Annotated in this window: 12 protein-coding genes; 3 read left to right on the forward strand and 9 right to left on the reverse strand. The window is 53.5% G+C overall.

The features are described 5' to 3' along the window. Positions 1–14: 14 nt before the first annotated feature. Complete coding sequence (locus CA13_RS15325; protein ID WP_146398038.1) at positions 15–1,883, forward strand: DUF3352 domain-containing protein; 1,869 nt, start codon at positions 15–17, stop codon at positions 1,881–1,883. Here the strand turns inward: CA13_RS15325 and CA13_RS15330 are convergent. Beyond that, on the reverse strand, positions 1,867–2,835 hold the full coding sequence (locus CA13_RS15330) for a sugar phosphate isomerase/epimerase family protein (protein ID WP_146398040.1): 969 nt from the start codon (positions 2,833–2,835) through the stop codon (positions 1,867–1,869). The genes CA13_RS15325 and CA13_RS15330 overlap by 17 nt on opposite strands. A gap of 267 nt (positions 2,836–3,102) precedes the next feature. On the opposite strand from CA13_RS15330, the gene CA13_RS15335 reads away from it, so the two are divergent. After that, on the forward strand, positions 3,103–4,473 hold the full coding sequence (locus CA13_RS15335) for a trypsin-like peptidase domain-containing protein (protein ID WP_419194397.1): 1,371 nt from the start codon (positions 3,103–3,105) through the stop codon (positions 4,471–4,473). Positions 4,474–4,651: 178 nt separating this feature from the next. Here the strand turns inward: CA13_RS15335 and rplU are convergent, their stop codons facing one another. The 7 genes from rplU to CA13_RS15370 form a co-directional block, all read right to left on the reverse strand. Further along, positions 4,652–4,960, reverse strand: coding sequence for a 50S ribosomal protein L21 (gene rplU, locus CA13_RS15340; RefSeq protein WP_146398044.1), 309 nt, complete (start codon positions 4,958–4,960; stop codon positions 4,652–4,654). A gap of 118 nt (positions 4,961–5,078) precedes the next feature. Beyond that, positions 5,079–6,698: a TrkH family potassium uptake protein gene (locus CA13_RS15345; protein ID WP_146403683.1), complete on the reverse strand. Its 1,620-nt coding sequence runs from the start codon at positions 6,696–6,698 to the stop codon at positions 5,079–5,081. A gap of 292 nt (positions 6,699–6,990) precedes the next feature. Beyond that, on the reverse strand, positions 6,991–8,103 hold the full coding sequence (locus CA13_RS15350) for a beta/alpha barrel domain-containing protein (protein WP_146398046.1): 1,113 nt from the start codon (positions 8,101–8,103) through the stop codon (positions 6,991–6,993). Between the two features lie 4 nt (positions 8,104–8,107). Beyond that, positions 8,108–8,872 (reverse strand): tributyrin esterase, encoded by a 765-nt coding sequence (locus CA13_RS15355; protein ID WP_419194398.1) that lies wholly within the window; start codon positions 8,870–8,872, stop codon positions 8,108–8,110. 133 nt (positions 8,873–9,005) lie between these two features. Beyond that, on the reverse strand, positions 9,006–10,247 hold the full coding sequence (locus tag CA13_RS15360; RefSeq protein ID WP_146398050.1) for a Glu/Leu/Phe/Val family dehydrogenase: 1,242 nt from the start codon (positions 10,245–10,247) through the stop codon (positions 9,006–9,008). A 134-nt stretch (positions 10,248–10,381) separates the two neighbouring features. Beyond that, complete coding sequence (locus CA13_RS15365; protein WP_146398052.1) at positions 10,382–11,962, reverse strand: DUF4332 domain-containing protein; 1,581 nt, start codon at positions 11,960–11,962, stop codon at positions 10,382–10,384. Between the two features lie 196 nt (positions 11,963–12,158). Then, positions 12,159–14,225, reverse strand: a complete 2,067-nt coding sequence (locus tag CA13_RS15370; RefSeq protein WP_146398054.1) for a hypothetical protein — start codon at positions 14,223–14,225, stop codon at positions 12,159–12,161. Between the two features lie 123 nt (positions 14,226–14,348). Between CA13_RS15370 and CA13_RS15375 the strand changes: the two genes are divergently transcribed. Beyond that, positions 14,349–15,047, forward strand: coding sequence for a DOMON domain-containing protein (locus CA13_RS15375; protein ID WP_419194399.1), 699 nt, complete (start codon positions 14,349–14,351; stop codon positions 15,045–15,047). A gap of 186 nt (positions 15,048–15,233) precedes the next feature. Here CA13_RS15375 and CA13_RS15380 read toward each other — a convergent pair whose 3' ends face one another. Continuing rightward, positions 15,234–16,052 (reverse strand): hypothetical protein, encoded by an 819-nt coding sequence (locus CA13_RS15380; RefSeq protein ID WP_146398056.1) that lies wholly within the window; start codon positions 16,050–16,052, stop codon positions 15,234–15,236. Between the last annotated feature and the right edge of the window lie 133 nt (positions 16,053–16,185).

Genomic DNA, 16,185 nt, shown 5'->3' on the forward strand with positions numbered 1-16,185 from the left:
AAACGAGAAAACCCATGCAAACGCTCCCTCTGCGCCCTTTGTTCTTCGCGGCTTTCGCCACATTGGGGTTCGCCTTTAGTTCCGCTTCGGCATTGGCCGAAGAGGCCGACGTTCCCGGTGCTCCCCACCTGATTCCCGAAGATACCCTGCTATACCTTCGCATTGACAATGCCGACAAACTGCGTGAGGGGATGAAGGATTCTTCGTTGGGCAAAATGCTTGACGACCCGCAATTAAAACCGTTCGCTGGAGACATTTACCAAACGTTGTCTGATTTGTTCGCCGAAATTAGTGACGAGGTGGGCGTTTCGCTTGACGATTTACTCGCCATCCCAAGCGGCCAAGTTGCCGCAGCGATGATGCCGGGCAACCTGCCTGATGAAGAGTCAAGCAACGCCAAACAGGCCGATGACGACGACTCCGAAGAAGCGATCCGACGACGAATTGCACAAAAACGGCGCGAGCAAAATTCGCTCGCCGGTTTGTTCATCGTCGACGCTGGGGACCATGTTTCGGAGTTACGAACCATCGTCGAGCGATTGGAAAAGCGTCTTATTGAATCAGGATACGTTCGTCGAGCAAGCCAAATCGAAAAAGTTGACCTCGTTCGTTTACTGCCGCCACGAAGTGGGCGACCCGAGATCGAATTCTTCGAGCACCAAGAAACGATCGTGTTTGGGATTGGCCATTTGACGGCATCCAAAGTGCTCGATCATTGGCTTGAGCGTAGTGAGGAGCGGACGTTGGCCGACAGTGCCAACTTTGGCAACGTCATGAGCCGATGTGTTGGCGCCGAATCGACTCGGCCGCAAATGACTTTCTACGCTGATCCCTATCACGTGATTGAAAGATTGGTCAAACGGGGTGGGGCAGGAGCCTTTGTTTGGCCCATGCTCGAAGATCTCGGTCTAAGCAAAATCCGGGGCATTGGGGGCAGTTCGTTCCGTGGTGGCGAAACCTTCGAGGACATCAACCATCTACATATCCTGATTGACACGCCGCGTGATGGGTTCTTCGGGGTACTGCGACCTGAAACCGGCAAAATCACACCACCAGACTGGGTCCCCGATGACGTGACCGCCTACTCGACCGTTCATTGGGACTTTGCCAAAGCGTACGAAAATCTCGACAAGATTATCGCCAAGTTTCAAGGCGAGGAACCGCTGAAACGTTTTGTTGAAGACCCGCTCGAAAAAGCAGCACGGTTGAATGTCAAAGCAGACGTGATCGAAAATTTGACCGGACGTTACGCCAGTGCCACGTGGTTGGAACCGCCCGTAAAACTGAATAGCCAAGTCGTTGCCTATGGGTTTGAACTTAACGACCCTGAAGTAGCCAAGAGTGCCATCGCACGGTTCCGGGAAGTCAAACCGGAAGCACTCAAGGTGGACACTGTCTCGGGCATCGTCGTTTACAGTCCTACACGCGTTCGGCGAAACATGCCCAAGGGATTCCGTCAGCCGACCCCGGGATTTGCGATCGTCGACAATTGGTTGTTGCTTAGCGATAGCCGGCCCATGCTTGAACGCGCAGTCAAAGCCAAACAGGGTGGATTGCCTCGGTTGGCCGAGGAACCTGATTTTGATTTGGTCGCCAGCGAGCTAGGAGGCAAGTTGGATGGAGAGAAACCGTTCATGATCTCATTTGTTCGCGGCGCAGAACATTTGAGACTTCTTTACGAGTTGGCAAAGAGCGAAGACTCTCGCGCGTTCCTTCGTCGCAGAGGGGAAAACAATGTTGTCGCCCGCCAATTCGCTGAATTATTGCAGCGAAACCAATTGCCTCCCTACGATGAATTTGAAAAGTACTTCGCACCTGGTGGAATATTTGGATACAACGAACCGAGCGGCATCCACTTCGGCGCATTTAACTTGAAACCGTAGTTGCAAATGCTTTCTTCATCGCTTGGGCCGTTGCCGCCACTGCCGCTTCATTGTCCATCGCATTAAGCGTTTTATTAAAAGGCTCGGCTCGGACCGGGCCGTCGTAACCGATCTGAACCAGCGCGTTCAAGAACGATTTCACATCGATGACTCCCGTCACAGCAGGTAGTTCGCGAGCTGAATCGCGTTGCTCACTCACACTTAACCCAGCCGGAGCATCATTCAAATCGCAAGCCACCACTTCGCCATTGGTTAGCGACAAAATATCGTCAACCGATTCCTCGGCTGTGTACCAGTGCCAACTGTCTAGGACCAAGCCGACACTCGGTACGTCGATCGCATCGAGCAATTCTTTGGTTTCAGCCATTGTGTGGATAAAACTGTAGCGTGCGGAGGCTCGCGAGGTCCTGGGCCCGACGTATTCGAGCCCAAGGCGAAGCCCGTGATCATCGAGAATCTTGGCAATTTGGTGCAGCCGGTCCGTGTGCTGCTTGAAGTTTGCCAAATAGGTTAGCTCGTTGCTTGCGGGAGTCAGCCAAGTGGAAACTCGCGTGAAGCCCGCTCGCTCGAACGCACTAGCATGCGATGGCAATTCCTTCAAACCGTCATTGAACTTCGTTTTGCCACCACGAAAATCAACGGGCAATCCCGCCGCCCCCCAAACCAGCCCGGCTTCTTTTCGAGCCTCATTCAAGTCAGCGATCTCATCGTCGGAAAGCGAGGTGAAGGCCCCCGACCAAGCGTCAACCGCTTCGAACCCATGCTTGCTAGCCAAGACAATCAATTCCTCGAGCCCCCCATTCACACCGATCGCGCCAGCATTTAAATCGATCGTGAACTGACGTCCTTTTGCCGCATCCAATTCACCTGCCCAAAGCGGAGAAACCGATGCAATTGCGCCGGTAACAAACGAAAGCTGCTGAAGAAATCCACGACGGTTTGAGGGGATCATAGAAATGTTTCCCGGTAGGAGTAGCGACAAAAGGGAGGGAACAACCTTTATATCAGCCTCCATTTGCGAAACAACAATTTCTAGAAAAACTGCCGTGAAACTGAAAAAAAACTCAAGTTCGGTCCTCTAAAACACCATTGCCCTTGCCATCACAGTGCCATTTCACGCACGATGGTCGACGCTAAGGGAACGACGTGATCGGGCAAGGAAGCGCGAGACAACCCATCGTTCCACCAAACTCCACAAACGTCCATGGAGGGACGATTCGTGAAGAAGGCTTTATTCGCTGTGGCGATAGTGTTTGCAATTGCTGTTTCGGATGCACCGAGTGCATCGGCAGCCAACGCGATCTTGATTGATTTCTCATCTGCACATTGCCCACCTTGCAGGGCGATGCAACCGATCATCAGCCGCCTCGAACAATCGGGCGTTCCAGTACGTCACGTCAACGTGGAAACCGAGCAAGACCTTGCTCGACGCTACGGCATCCGCCAAACACCAACCTTTGTTGTCGTTTCCGATGGCAAAGAAGTCACGCGATTGGTCGGCATGCAATCTTTACAGGATCTGCAATCGGCACTGGCAACCAATCCCGGTGGCCCCTTGGTTCCAACCCGATCACAAGCAAAATCATTTGAACAATTCCCATCGCCTCAGACTCGCTTGGCACCAATGGGCGCGTTTGCCCCATCCAATCAAACACTCACTGCAGCGTCGACCATGGGCGCATCACCGTCGGTAGAAACGATGCCAAGCATCCGCTTGGCAGATGCTGTCGAACGAGCCCAAGCCGCAACCGTTCGGCTGCGTGTCCACGACGGACGAGGCTACGGTGCTGGCACAGGAACCATTGTTGATACCCATGGCGAAGAAGCACTTGTATTGACTTGCGGCCATTTGTTCCGTGAAACCAAAGGACAGGGTAAAATCGAAGTAGACCTGTTTGTCGGTGGCGAAACTCGCACGGTACTCGGCCAAGTCATCGATTATGATGCCGAGGACCGTGACATCGCGTTGGTCGCAATTCGCCCTGGTTTTCCCATTGAACCGGTCCAAGTTATCACATCCGGAACCCAGGTCAGTACGGGGCAAACCGCGTTCAGCTTTGGTTGTGATCGTGGCGACGACCCTTCACGACGAGACACCCGTATCACCGGCGTTGACAAGTACAACCAACACCTAGGCGTTTCGAATCTTGAAATTCAAGGAGCACCGATCGATGGCCGAAGCGGTGGCGGTCTATTTGACGAACAAGGACGTTTGATCGGCGTTTGCAATGCAGCAGACTACAAGGGCGATGTCGGCATCTATGCTGGCCCTGGTACCGTTCATTGGCAATTCGACCGAGTGAACCTAGCCCATCTATATAGCCCCAAAGCAGACCCGATAGCAGCACAAACTTCGGGACAAGGGCAATCAGCACCACCAGAGCGTATGGTCAGTTTGCCCAACGACTCCGTCATGCCTGCTGGGCTTCCCCTATCAGCGATGCAGCCGTCGGCAATCGCAGAGAACTCCGATCAAGAAGTGATCGTGATTGTCCGGGACCGAAGAAATCCAGCGAATCAATCGCAAGTGATGACGGTCGCGGAGCCGACCGCCGAATTCATGCAGATGATCGAACGTTACGCTCGATAGGCTGAGAGGCGACGCCCTGTATGGGGTCGCAACAGCGACCAAAGCGATCAACATGTCATTGGCCAAAGAAGGCATGTCCACCTCATGACCGTAGCGACGGCGAGCTTGTATTCATCACTCGCCTTACGACTGAGTGCCAAACCATCTTGGGGCAATCAGTAATCCGAAGGACGCTCAACTACGCGATCGATTCGATCTTAACGCGAGTATGAATTTGGCGATGTCCTGTGCGACTCTTGCTGTGCTTGCGTCGACGGAACTTTTGGACGTAAATCTTCTTGTCCTTCTTGGGCCCAATCACCGAAGCGGTCACGGTCACGCCATCCACCGTTGGCGAACCGAGTTTCAACCCATCACTGCCGCTGATTGCGAGTACCTTATCAAAGGTAATTTCCGAGCCTTGGGAAAGGTCACGAAAGTCGATATCGACCTCCATACCTGGTTCAACACGATATTGGCGGCCACCATCAACAACGATAGCGTACATATTTATACTCTTAAGATTCTGTCAGTAAGCGGTTAATCGAGCGGCGTAGTCTATCGACCAAGCCCGCTCAAGTACAGGCCTCGAGCCGAAATTGCCTGTCGAAAGTGACCAAAAATTGTCAAATACGTCGCCAAAAACTGGGAAAAATCAGCACAAGGACACTAAAAACCTCGACTCGGCCCAGCATCATTAACCAAACGAACAGCAGTTTCGCTCCCTGACTGAACCGCGAATAGTTCTGGGTTGCCCCCACGACCCCCAATCCGGGGCCGATGTTATTGAGCGTTGCCGCGACCGCACTGGCCGAATCGAGCAATTTTTCATCAATCGTCCCTTCGCTCATCAATTCTGAAATCTCTTCCTTCGATTCCTCGATTCGCTCGACCGCCTCTTGGGGTTGAGACGCTTCGAACTCCGTTATCGCCTGCTCCGTGACTACCCCCCAAGTGCTGTTGGGTTCAAACGTGATCAGTAACAGCCATGAGAGAACGAAGATCGCTAAAATCATCGTGAAATAGACCAAGATGCCGTGTGCCAAATTCGGATCATCCACGGTCACCCCGCCCACTCTCAGCAAACGAACCACTCGCGGACGATGAGCCTTTTCGATTTCGTGGCGAAGAATGTTATAGAACAAAACATGGCGAATGACTTTCAAACCGCCACCGGTGCTGCCCGCACATCCGCCGACAAACATAAGCAGCAGCAGAATGCCACGCCCAAAATTGTTCCAACCATCAAAATCGGCTGTGCCGTAACCGGTCGTGGTGATGATCGAGACAACTTGGAACATTCCGTTACGAACCGAATCACCGATCGAGCCAAACCCAACATCCCCTGACTGCATGCCAAAGAATACGATTCCCGCCGTGACCGCAACAATGACACCAACAAAGGTTCGGAATTCCACGTCACGAAACAACTTGCTCGGTCCACCAATCAGCGTCAGATAAAGCAGCGTAAAGTTGGTCCCCGCCAAGATCATGAACACGATGGTTGTGTATTCGATCGTTTGGCTGTCAAACCTACCGAGACTGCGGTTGTAGGTACTGAACCCACCGGTCGCCATTGTCCCAAAGGCGTGACAAAGTGAGTCAAATAGCGACATCCCTTCGACCAAATACACGACGGTCAAAATGGCGTTGAGTGCAATGTAAATGGCGGCGAAAACCAACGCGGTGTGCTGCATCCGCGGCATGCTGCCCTCTTTGGTTGGCCCCGGCATTTCGGCTCGCATCATCGCTTTGCCCGCTGAACCTTGCCCCAGAATGGCGACGAATAAGACCACGATCCCAAGTCCACCAAGGAAGTGGGTCCATGACCGCCAAAACAGAATGCAATGGGGAACAAGCCCCGGTGTTTCCAGATCTGATAGCACGGTTGCCCCGGTCGTGCTAAAACCCGATTGCGATTCAAACATTGATTCAATGAACGTAATCGGCTCACCACTCGCGATTTGCGTTCCACTCAAATAGAAAGGAAGCGCCCCGAGGACCGTCGCCAATACCCAGCTCAATCCGACAATCGCCATCGCCTCTTTCTGATAAAGGGGGCCGCCGCGATGACGTCTGCCAATCATCCAAAGAATCGCCCCGACGACGACACTGATCGCCATGCTCTGAAGCAATCCCGTTACCGCCGCCGTTTCCACCGCAGTGGCCGCGGGTAAGTAAGTCCGGTCCGCCATTGCAGGAAACGCGAACGGCAAGGCAAAGCTCATCGAGCCGCCAATCAGCATGCAAATGGTGCCGAGCACCCGGAACAGAAGCGGATAATTCAAAGCAACTTCGTAGAGACGCGAAACGAAAATGAGTGTGACTGGCCGCACAGCTTAGCGACATATCCTACCATTTCGTAGTGCGGTGCGATCTCAAGCGAAGCCGGCTACCGCTCCGTTTGCGTTCGCCCGCTCCCGTTGGCCGCTAGAATCGTGTCATGATCACATCAATTTCAGCGACAACCGATGTAGCGCCGCACCTGGCACCAAGCTTTTCATAACCTATTGTGATACGTTTCTTATCCGCCAAAGCCTAGCCGAGTGCCAAAACACCAAGCGTTTTCGCCCACGTCGCACTGAGGCTGCCCAGCCGTTCATTGTTTGCAACGCTCTGAAGCGACTCGAACAACCCTTCAACACGCTGGATTCGCTCACCAAGTTTACCTTTGGCGAATTCACCCCAACGCGGATCATATTGATGGGAGGTCGGGGAAGAGTAACTTAATGTCGCATCCTTGCCGGTCATGTGTGTCTCGTGAATGAGTTCGTTACACCATGAATCTACGGCGACCGCCGACGCCCCCAAAGCAATGAGCTTGACGGCATCATCGGGTGACACTTTCCCGGGAACCACCCACAGCGGAACCGTATTGGCTTTGGCTGCGTCCATCACATAACGTGCCCGGCGGGTCAATGCGGCTAATTCGAGTCCCTCAAGCGATATTTCATCGAGTCGCAGAATAATGCCATCGGGATGAGTGGCAACGATCGCAGGCAATTCCTTTTCCAATCGGTAAGGCCCCAATGAAATGAAGACTGCCGCAGAATCCACGAGTCGACGAAGTTGCTCGACTTTGGTTTCGAGGTGTTCGATCGACACAACATCGGGCGGAAAGGTCGCCGCGGGAACCCAGCTGCCGCCCGCAACAGGCGATGTCGTCGGCGTCGCTTCCCATCGTTGTATTTGCGATGGCGAATAGGCAAATCGTCCGGATACGTCTCGCTGTATTGATAGCCGAAGATCCACGACGGATGAGCCGTCAAAGTCCCCGACGGTCAAACCGTAGCGTTCCGAGCGATAAGGCAACATACGTGGATAGCTGCGATGCACCGTCGTGTCTTCTCCGTCAACCGACTCTGAATCTCGGCCGCTATGGAAAACGGGCTCACAATCAGGCCCCGCCAAGTCGCTCCGCAATGCAGCAACCAACACGCCAAGTTCACCAACACCGACGGCTAGGTTGTCCGCTTGATCGGCTGTCACTTCGTGCCACGGCGGATCGTACCAAAACAGCGGCAAAGGCAGCGGAACCGACGCCCCAAATTTCCGACGTATCTCACTACGCACGGGATTGAGGCTCCCACCGGTCCAAGGTGTGTTGGTCGGCGGCGGCAATAGATGCAATGGAGAGAGTCGCTGTTTCATCGTTTTAACGCCAATTGGGCACCACTTCGCCGCGCTGCGTTGCTTCGGCTCGCAACATTGCTTCGGGAACGATTCGTCGAAACTCCTTCGCATCGCCACGAATCGATGCGTTAATCAGCAGCAACCCCAAACGCAGCTCTTCTCGTTTTCGCAGCGGGGCTTCGGTGACACCATCGGCCAAACTCTTGACATTGCCTCGAATGAAGACTGTCACATTGTTCATTGCGTCACCCAGCCGGCTGCCTGCATCGCCACCGATTACGATCATTCCTCCGAGTGCACCGACGCCTGCTTCGTCCCCTACATTACCACGCACGAAGATACTGCCTGAACGCATCCCCGCACCACATCGGTCACCGGCCAAACCGAAGATTGCAAGTGTGCCACCGGTCATTGCAACGCCCGCCCCCGCACCCGCATTGCCGCTAATTCGCACCGCGCCGCTACTCATCCCCTCAGCCACTCCGTGCCCCGCGTTACCACTCAGCCGAATGTCGGCTTGGCGGTTGTAGGCGAAAGAGTAGTCGCCTAAATGCCCTTCAACATGGATACGAACCGGATGATTTAATCGCATCATCGCAGCATGCTGGCCGCTCGCACCAAGGACTTGAATTTTGGTTAACTCTTCGTCCGATTCGCTAGCGGGCACCTTTGTGATTTGTTGACAAAGTTCCTCGTCGGACAAATCAACCATCGAGAAAGCATGCGTCACCCCATTCGACATGAACGCCGAATCTCTTAACGGGGAACTTGGATCTTTGGACGGCATGGTGATCTGATTGCGGTTGTTGATCTGATTGCGGTTGGTGGAATCGCGGCACGAAAAGGAAACGCCGCTCGGTTATTGTATCATCGAACAATCGATTGAGGTAATTCCAAAACGACTCATCCGCCCACGGCTATCAAATCATTCCCGCCAACTCGGTCGCCCGATGCACCCGCGCGATGCCAATCATGTAGGCGGCCGTCCGCAACGAAACATTGTGTTTTTTCGCAGTTTCCCATATTGTTTCAAACGCTTCATTCATCGTGTGGTCAAGTTCCTGGCGGACCCGATCGAGTGACCAACGGTAATGCTGACGGTTTTGAACCCACTCAAAATAGCTGACCGTTACTCCGCCTGCATTGGCTAGGATATCGGGCAGTACGATCACACCACGCTCCTGTAGCACGATGTCTGCTTGCGGCAAAATCGGGCCATTCGCAGCTTCGATGATCACCTTGGCACGAATATCGTCAACATTTTCTTCGGTGATCACGCCTCCAAGCGCTGCCGGAATCAAGACCGAAACGTCCTCGAGGTTTAGCAACGCATCCCGCGGAAGTACCTCGCATGGCTCAAAACCTTCGATGAACCCCTTGGGGTGTTTCATCGTGTGACGCAACAATTCCCGCACCTCCAATCCCTCCGGATTGTAATAGGTACCGGTGACGTCGCTGACCGCGACGATTGGAAATTGAGCTTCGCTTAGAAATTTTGCTGCATGTGTTCCCACATTTCCGAATCCTTGGATGGCAATGTTTGTGGCTTCCGGTTTCATCCCAAGCCGACGAACGAGTTTGACGGTCAATGTTCCGACGCCACGACCGGTTGCTTCTTCTCGCCCGCGTGCTCCGTATTCTTCGACCGGCTTTCCGGTAATCACAGCGGGATTGAACCCGTGATACTTTTCCCATTGATTGCGAAACCAAGACATCACCAGATGATCGGTCCCCATGTCAGGAGCAGGAATGTCAGAATCAGGACCTACGACATCATGAATTTGGTCCACAAAGGCACGCGTTAATCGTTCGATTTCTCGTTCGGATAGCCGAGTAGGATCCACTCCGATCCCGCCCTTTGCACCACCATAGGGCAGATTCACCACAGCCGTTTTCCAAGTCATCAAACAGGCAAGCGAACGTACTTCGTCGAGGTCTACTTTTGGATGAAATCGCAAACCACCTTTCATCGGCCCACGCGCGCTATCATGCTGAACGCGGAAACCAACGAAGTTGGCTAATTGCCCATTGTCCATTTCGATCGAAACTTGGACTTGGATTTCGCGATTCGGCATCAGCAACGCTTCACGCATGGCAGGGTCAATTTTCAAGTGCTCTGCCGCGGCATCAAAAAAGATTTGGGTTGCTTCGAACGCTCGCATCTATCGGTCACTCCAATGATGAAGAAAAAAACATCATGCAATAGAATAGCACGACTGGAAGTCCCCCTAAGAGCAGCGACAGATGTCAGCCCTTTCCTGCAATCCCGTTTCGTGCAATACCTTACAGTGCAATCCTACGCCGAGCGTCGGACTTCGTGCACCGGTGCGATATTGGAAATGCTTCGTATCCATTTAGCTATTTCCGCACGACTGGGGGCTTTGGCTCCGCGCAGGTAACGCCGTCCCGCCGAGGTGGTGGAATAGCGAAGCACCTCTTGATGCAAGAAACTGATGTCGCACTTTGCCAAATCCGCAGCATTTCGACAACCTGCGCCAGCCAACATTTGCACATCGCGGGCTCGCAAACCAGGGACCTCGCACATCAGCGTCGTCTGCGTTTGCCATAATGCGACGGTTTCGTCAGTAATCCAATAGGTCGCAAGCTGCTTGGCAACCACTTCGGCAGACGCGTCGAGAAACTCACCGACCAAGTGGATCCCGATCGCCTCGAATCGAGCAGCCGTTTTGGGGCCAATCGACGGGGCATCGACCAACGCATCTCGCCGCGAAAGACTTCCAAGCTGCGGCGATGGGCGATTCATCGCAATCGACACAGGATTCCCGCGCTCATCATATCGCACCGAAGTGCCGGTGGTCTGGGCCGCTTCGGACGCGTCGACATCGACATCTGCAAACGGATCGACATCTGCAAACGGATTGTCGGAATCCGCCGCCGTCACGGCAATCTTCGTTTCCGTCGACTCCAATTGCCGCTTGCGTTGGGCCTTCCAACGAAGCTCGTCGCGGTGCACCTTGACTACACGGTGAACCACATCAACATCACTAGGCAAATGCTCGCGAACGTCGCCGGTGCGTTGGTACTCACCAAATAGCTTTTCAATCTTGATCTTTTGAACTTTCGATTCAATTCGGCGAAGCCACAAACGAGTTGGCACCTTGATCGTCGACATCAGCATCGGCAGTGTTAGTGATCCAGTGGGCAAAGGCTTTGCACGAAGCGACTCCGCATCGAGCGAGGCTCGCTCGAGCACGCGAGCCCACCCCGTAATCGCCAATCCAAAAAGCTCGCTGAGCATCGCATGGGTGTCATGGTCAAAACCGGCCTGCGGGTCTTTCACGCCCTCATCCAATCGATAGTGATCAATCAAGAATTGGTACTTTCGGTTGGCAAAACGGGCTCCATGCAAAATGGCTTCTCCGAGCCATCCGGGATGGTCCGACATCTGGAAAACGACTCGAAGCTCATCATCGACCCAATTTTGATAGATCGAGTGGTACGATTTTGTGACGCTCCATTCAATCGGTCGATGCAACACCTTTTCACGTTCGCATTGGGCCGTGTGCAGCGGCATCATCGGGTCCGTGAAGTAATGACTAAGTACGCCAGCCGCATGAGCCGCGTCGCGGAAGCGATCCGTTCGCAGGTATTTCATCAGTCGGTCATACCATTGATGAGCCACTCTCGGGGCGCCGCCCCAATAGCCATCGTTCACATGGACGACATGGTTTTGAAAATCACGGAACCGAGTATCGGGGTCTTTTGCGCCCGTTAAATATCGGTCATGGTGCTGAAGCAGTAGGTTCGATAATCGTTGGCCGCTGTCGGTTTGAACAAGGGGAAGGGCATCGATTGCAAAATAGTGATGCGTACTTCGGCAGTGAGCCGCTCGCAAAATCGAAAGCAGTGGTTTCATCACGTCACGAACCGTTGGCGTTTAGAGAGTCTTTCATCAGGACGGAGTAGCCGCACCGGCCCAAGTCTGCCATCTTTTTCGCCACGACGGCAAGAGAGATCCGGGAATCGACTCGTCTCGTTTGCCCCCCCGTTAGCTTTGCCACCGATTACTTTGCCACCGACTTACTTTGTCACCGACTTACTTTGTCACCGACTTACTCGATGACAGTTCGCTCGCCTCGCACTTTTGCAACCACTTCGCCGTCGACGTCGGCAAAGCTAGCAATGGCTTGCAACCTGAGCGGGCCGTCGCCGAGTTTGCTCAGGTCGATCGACGAGGTGCCGCTATCGCCTTGGATCATGACGAGCGACTGGTCAAAACAGAATATTTCCACCGACTGGGCTTCTTTACACAACACAGAAACGTCGGCTTTTCCCGCTTCGGTCACTTCCACCTTTAGAACGGGGGCATCGTATCGCCCGGGCGCACGAAAGGTTTTCGCGTATCGCATCATCGGCTCGGTAGGATCTTTTCCGACAACCGCCAACGTGATCTGTAACTCACCCGAGAGTTTGTCGGGGAATCGGAGGTTGTAATTCGCGAGCGCCGGCGCAGCCTGAACGAGTTTCCCATTGACAAACAACTCCGCGTGGTGAGCCTGAGCGGTGGGGGATTCGGTTTCTTTCGCGCTCCGCCGAATTCCCACCACGTTGATCAACTCAGCCTTAGAGCCAACCGTTGACTTCATCGCCATCTCGACTTGATCGATTGGTGGACGAGCAAACGGTTGACACAATGGATCGCCGACGATCAAGGTTTGATACGGCGAGGTAATTGACAAATAAAACGCTTCGATTGCGGTCACGCCATCCGCATAATATCCATACATCATCGGATGCGGAAACTTGAATTGCAGCGAATAGGGCTCTGCAACGGAGCCACTACTCATCGCCGCCCCGGCATGCAGCAGGGCATTCAACTTAGTTTGTGAGGCGGTGTGGTAATTGGCCCCATGACTGGTCAAGTTATCGGCAATCGCGCCGGGCACAAATTTCCACCGACGTGTTAGCAAGTCAAACGTCGCCACACCAAGCATTAGTCCACACACATTGACGGAGTCTTTTGGTAATGCGCCATGAACAATCTTTGCCATTTCACCTTGATTGCTCAGATAAACCAGCGTATTTGCGATCCCCGGAAGCCTTGTCTTGGTTCGCACATCGCCCGTGAGCGTGAATAGGTATTCGCCATCCGGATAGGTTCGATCGGCGGTAGCACTCCGTTGAAGCACTTCGACGGCGCGATCGATCGTGCTGCCGTGTGCATGGACCGTACCAAGCATGCAACTTAACAAGAACGAGATCCCACCATCTTTGACGGGAACCGCTTCACCGGATGCCATCCATCCACGTAGACTCGAAAAGCCAACCGGGCTTTGCATGCTAAGCGGCGCGGCGTTCATCGCCTTCACCGCCGATGCGATTGGCTCGTCTTCAATGAGAGCAGAGAGAAGTTTGGTTTCTTTCAGGTAGCGAGCATAATCCCATCCACCTGCGATCGCTTTTCGCAACATCTCCGCTGCAGCCTGGGGATCGTCGGCGGCAGAGTAAGCTTCGGCGGATTTAATCGCCAATGCAGTAAGGGTTGGATGCGTTTCAAAAAGGGCCTTCAGCGACTCGGCGGACGCTTTCGCAGTGTCACTTTCCAAACCTTCGATGGCACTATCGTACTGCTCGGCCTCTTCGCCCGAGAAAGGATTGCGAAAGGTTCGTTGAAACGTTCCACGCGCATAGAGGTTGGATTCCCAGCCCAAATAGCCCGCTTCGTCGGCAAGAATGAAGCGATAAAAGAATGTCAAACCGGTTAACGATGCGGTACCACTTTGGTACTTCTTTGCCGCCGTGTCGGTGAGCCGAGCGGTGTGCTCTTTCACCGTCACCGAAGTGGGAAACCCTGCCGAATAGGCGATCACCTTTGCTTGCCCGGCAAGCCCGCGTTTGTCAATCGTCTCAAGCAGTGGCATCAGAATCTTGGACTTGAAATCACCCAATTCAATCGTCAACCGCTTTGGCACATCCTCTAGAAAGATGACGTTTCCAGTTGGAATGTCGCGAAGTTCACAATAATAATTAGCCAATGTCCTCGATTCGGTTGACCCGGAATTGACGACGACAATCACATTTTCGGGGACGATACCCGCCGACGCTTGCGGAACATTTAAAATGCCCCAATAGACGATAAAAAAAACTAGCAAGCTGGCTTGCGGGCGTAAAAATCGCAAAAAAAGGTCCTCAACTTCGAGTGGATCAACGGTTCTTCAATGTAATCGAAACTGGCCCGATTGTCTGTCGCTGCCCTTTCGCATCAACAGCCAATACGGATAATTCTATAGCTGCTGTCAAATATGTTGGCTCTATCAAAGGTGCGTCCCAAGTTGAACGAAACGAAACCCCAATCGCTAATTGATCCATCGTTCTTGTTTCGGTTCGAAGTTCGGTTGACTCAAGACGATCTGGCTTGGACCACCAAAGGTTTGTCACTTCCTGAGAGCTGCCGTCTGCCTTCGTTCGGTGCTCTTGCTGATCGAAATGTGTTCGCAGATGTACGGATGGCTTGGAACGCATCCGGATTGGGCATTCAAGTCAGCGTAGCGGGAAAGCGTCAATTGCCGTGGTGCCGTGATTCGCGGCTTGACGACAGCGACGGATTCCACCTCTGGATTGATACACGTTGCAGTCCTGGGATTCACCGCGCGACTCAGTTTTGTCATCGCTTTCTTTGGATGCCGGCTGGTGGTGGACCGAAACGAGAGACCCCGGTCGCGGCCTGGATTCCGATTAACCGAGCCAGAGCGAATCCGAAACCGGTTGCACCCGATGCACTGAAGATCGCCGCAAGCCCTCGTCACGACGGTTATCAAATGTCGGGCTTTGTTCCTGCCAAAGCACTCACGGGATACGACCCAGTCGACCAACCTCGGATCAGTTTGTATTACGCAGTGATTGACCGTGAATTGGGGTGGCAAACGTTGACACTCGGCCCCGAATATCCTGTCTTGGAAGATCCGAGTTTGTGGGGCGAGGGCGAACTCAGTCGCGCATGAGCCCAATGCGATGATGTTGGAATCGATATTTTTGGGTGATGGTGTTCTGGCTGTTTCCAATGAATTGCCCGGGTCGCTGGCTCGCTCACAAACGAAACGGCAAACGCCATCAACAGGCAAAACAACGCTCGTCGAATGTAGCCCACTGAAATGTAGCCCCGTGAACTGTAGCCCCGTGAACTGTCACTACATCATGCCACCGCCACCCATCTGACCGCCGGGGGATGGCGAAAATGGATCCGGAAACACATTTGCCGGGGCGACCGTCGACGCGGCAAACATCCAAACGCCCAATGTGATGGCCAATAGAATGATGGCCAATCGTTTTCGCTGCCATGTAAACACCAACACCATTGACGCGGCCGTTAGTGATTGAGAAAACGCCACGATGACGCCCCAATGTGATGGTGGTTGTAGTGACAAACGCTGCCATCCAAAACAAGCCATCGCGATGCCAAGCGTTACCCAAAACAGGTCGACGAGCTCGATTTGGCGACGGTGTTTGGATTGCACCAAGAAGCCATTGACCAACGGACGCAGCGAAATCGCGATCGCAAATGTCAGCGTCCATTGGAAAAGAAGTTCGTCGAACCAGTAAAGCCGTTTCGTGCCATGCTGCATCAAGGAATCGAACACGTTGTGCGCTCCCGCTGCGTGGGGTCCGAGAAAGCCAAACAAGATAACAAGTAATGCTAAGAGCCCATGCCAACCTTTGATGCCGTACCAAGTGGCATAGACGATCATGACGTGTGCTACCAACGTGTAACCGGTGGCGAGCCCCAGCGAGAAAAAGGCAAGCGCAGCGTCAGTTTCTCTCAACGGAACCGGCTCGGTCGGATCGATGGACCAGAACCAAAGGGTTGCATGTAGCACTAAAAAGAGCGTGACCAGTTGCAATGCGACCGGCCAACGAATCGTCATCAAAGCGGCAGAGCGAGTTCGGTTCAAATTCAACGCCACAAACAGATGAGTTGCCAGGAATCCTGGCGCGAGTGCAGGCGTCATCCTCTTCTGCGAGAGGTGACTACCTCAAATCTAGCAGAATATGCATCGCCGATGCTATCAAAACCCGCTGTAAATCTGTCTTGGGTTCGCCGGTCGTTTCTGGTTACACTCCACACTTGCCTCTCTTCTCATA

The organism is Novipirellula herctigrandis, assembly GCA_007859835.1.
Lineage (GTDB): Bacteria > Planctomycetota > Planctomycetia > Pirellulales > Pirellulaceae > Novipirellula_A > Novipirellula_A herctigrandis.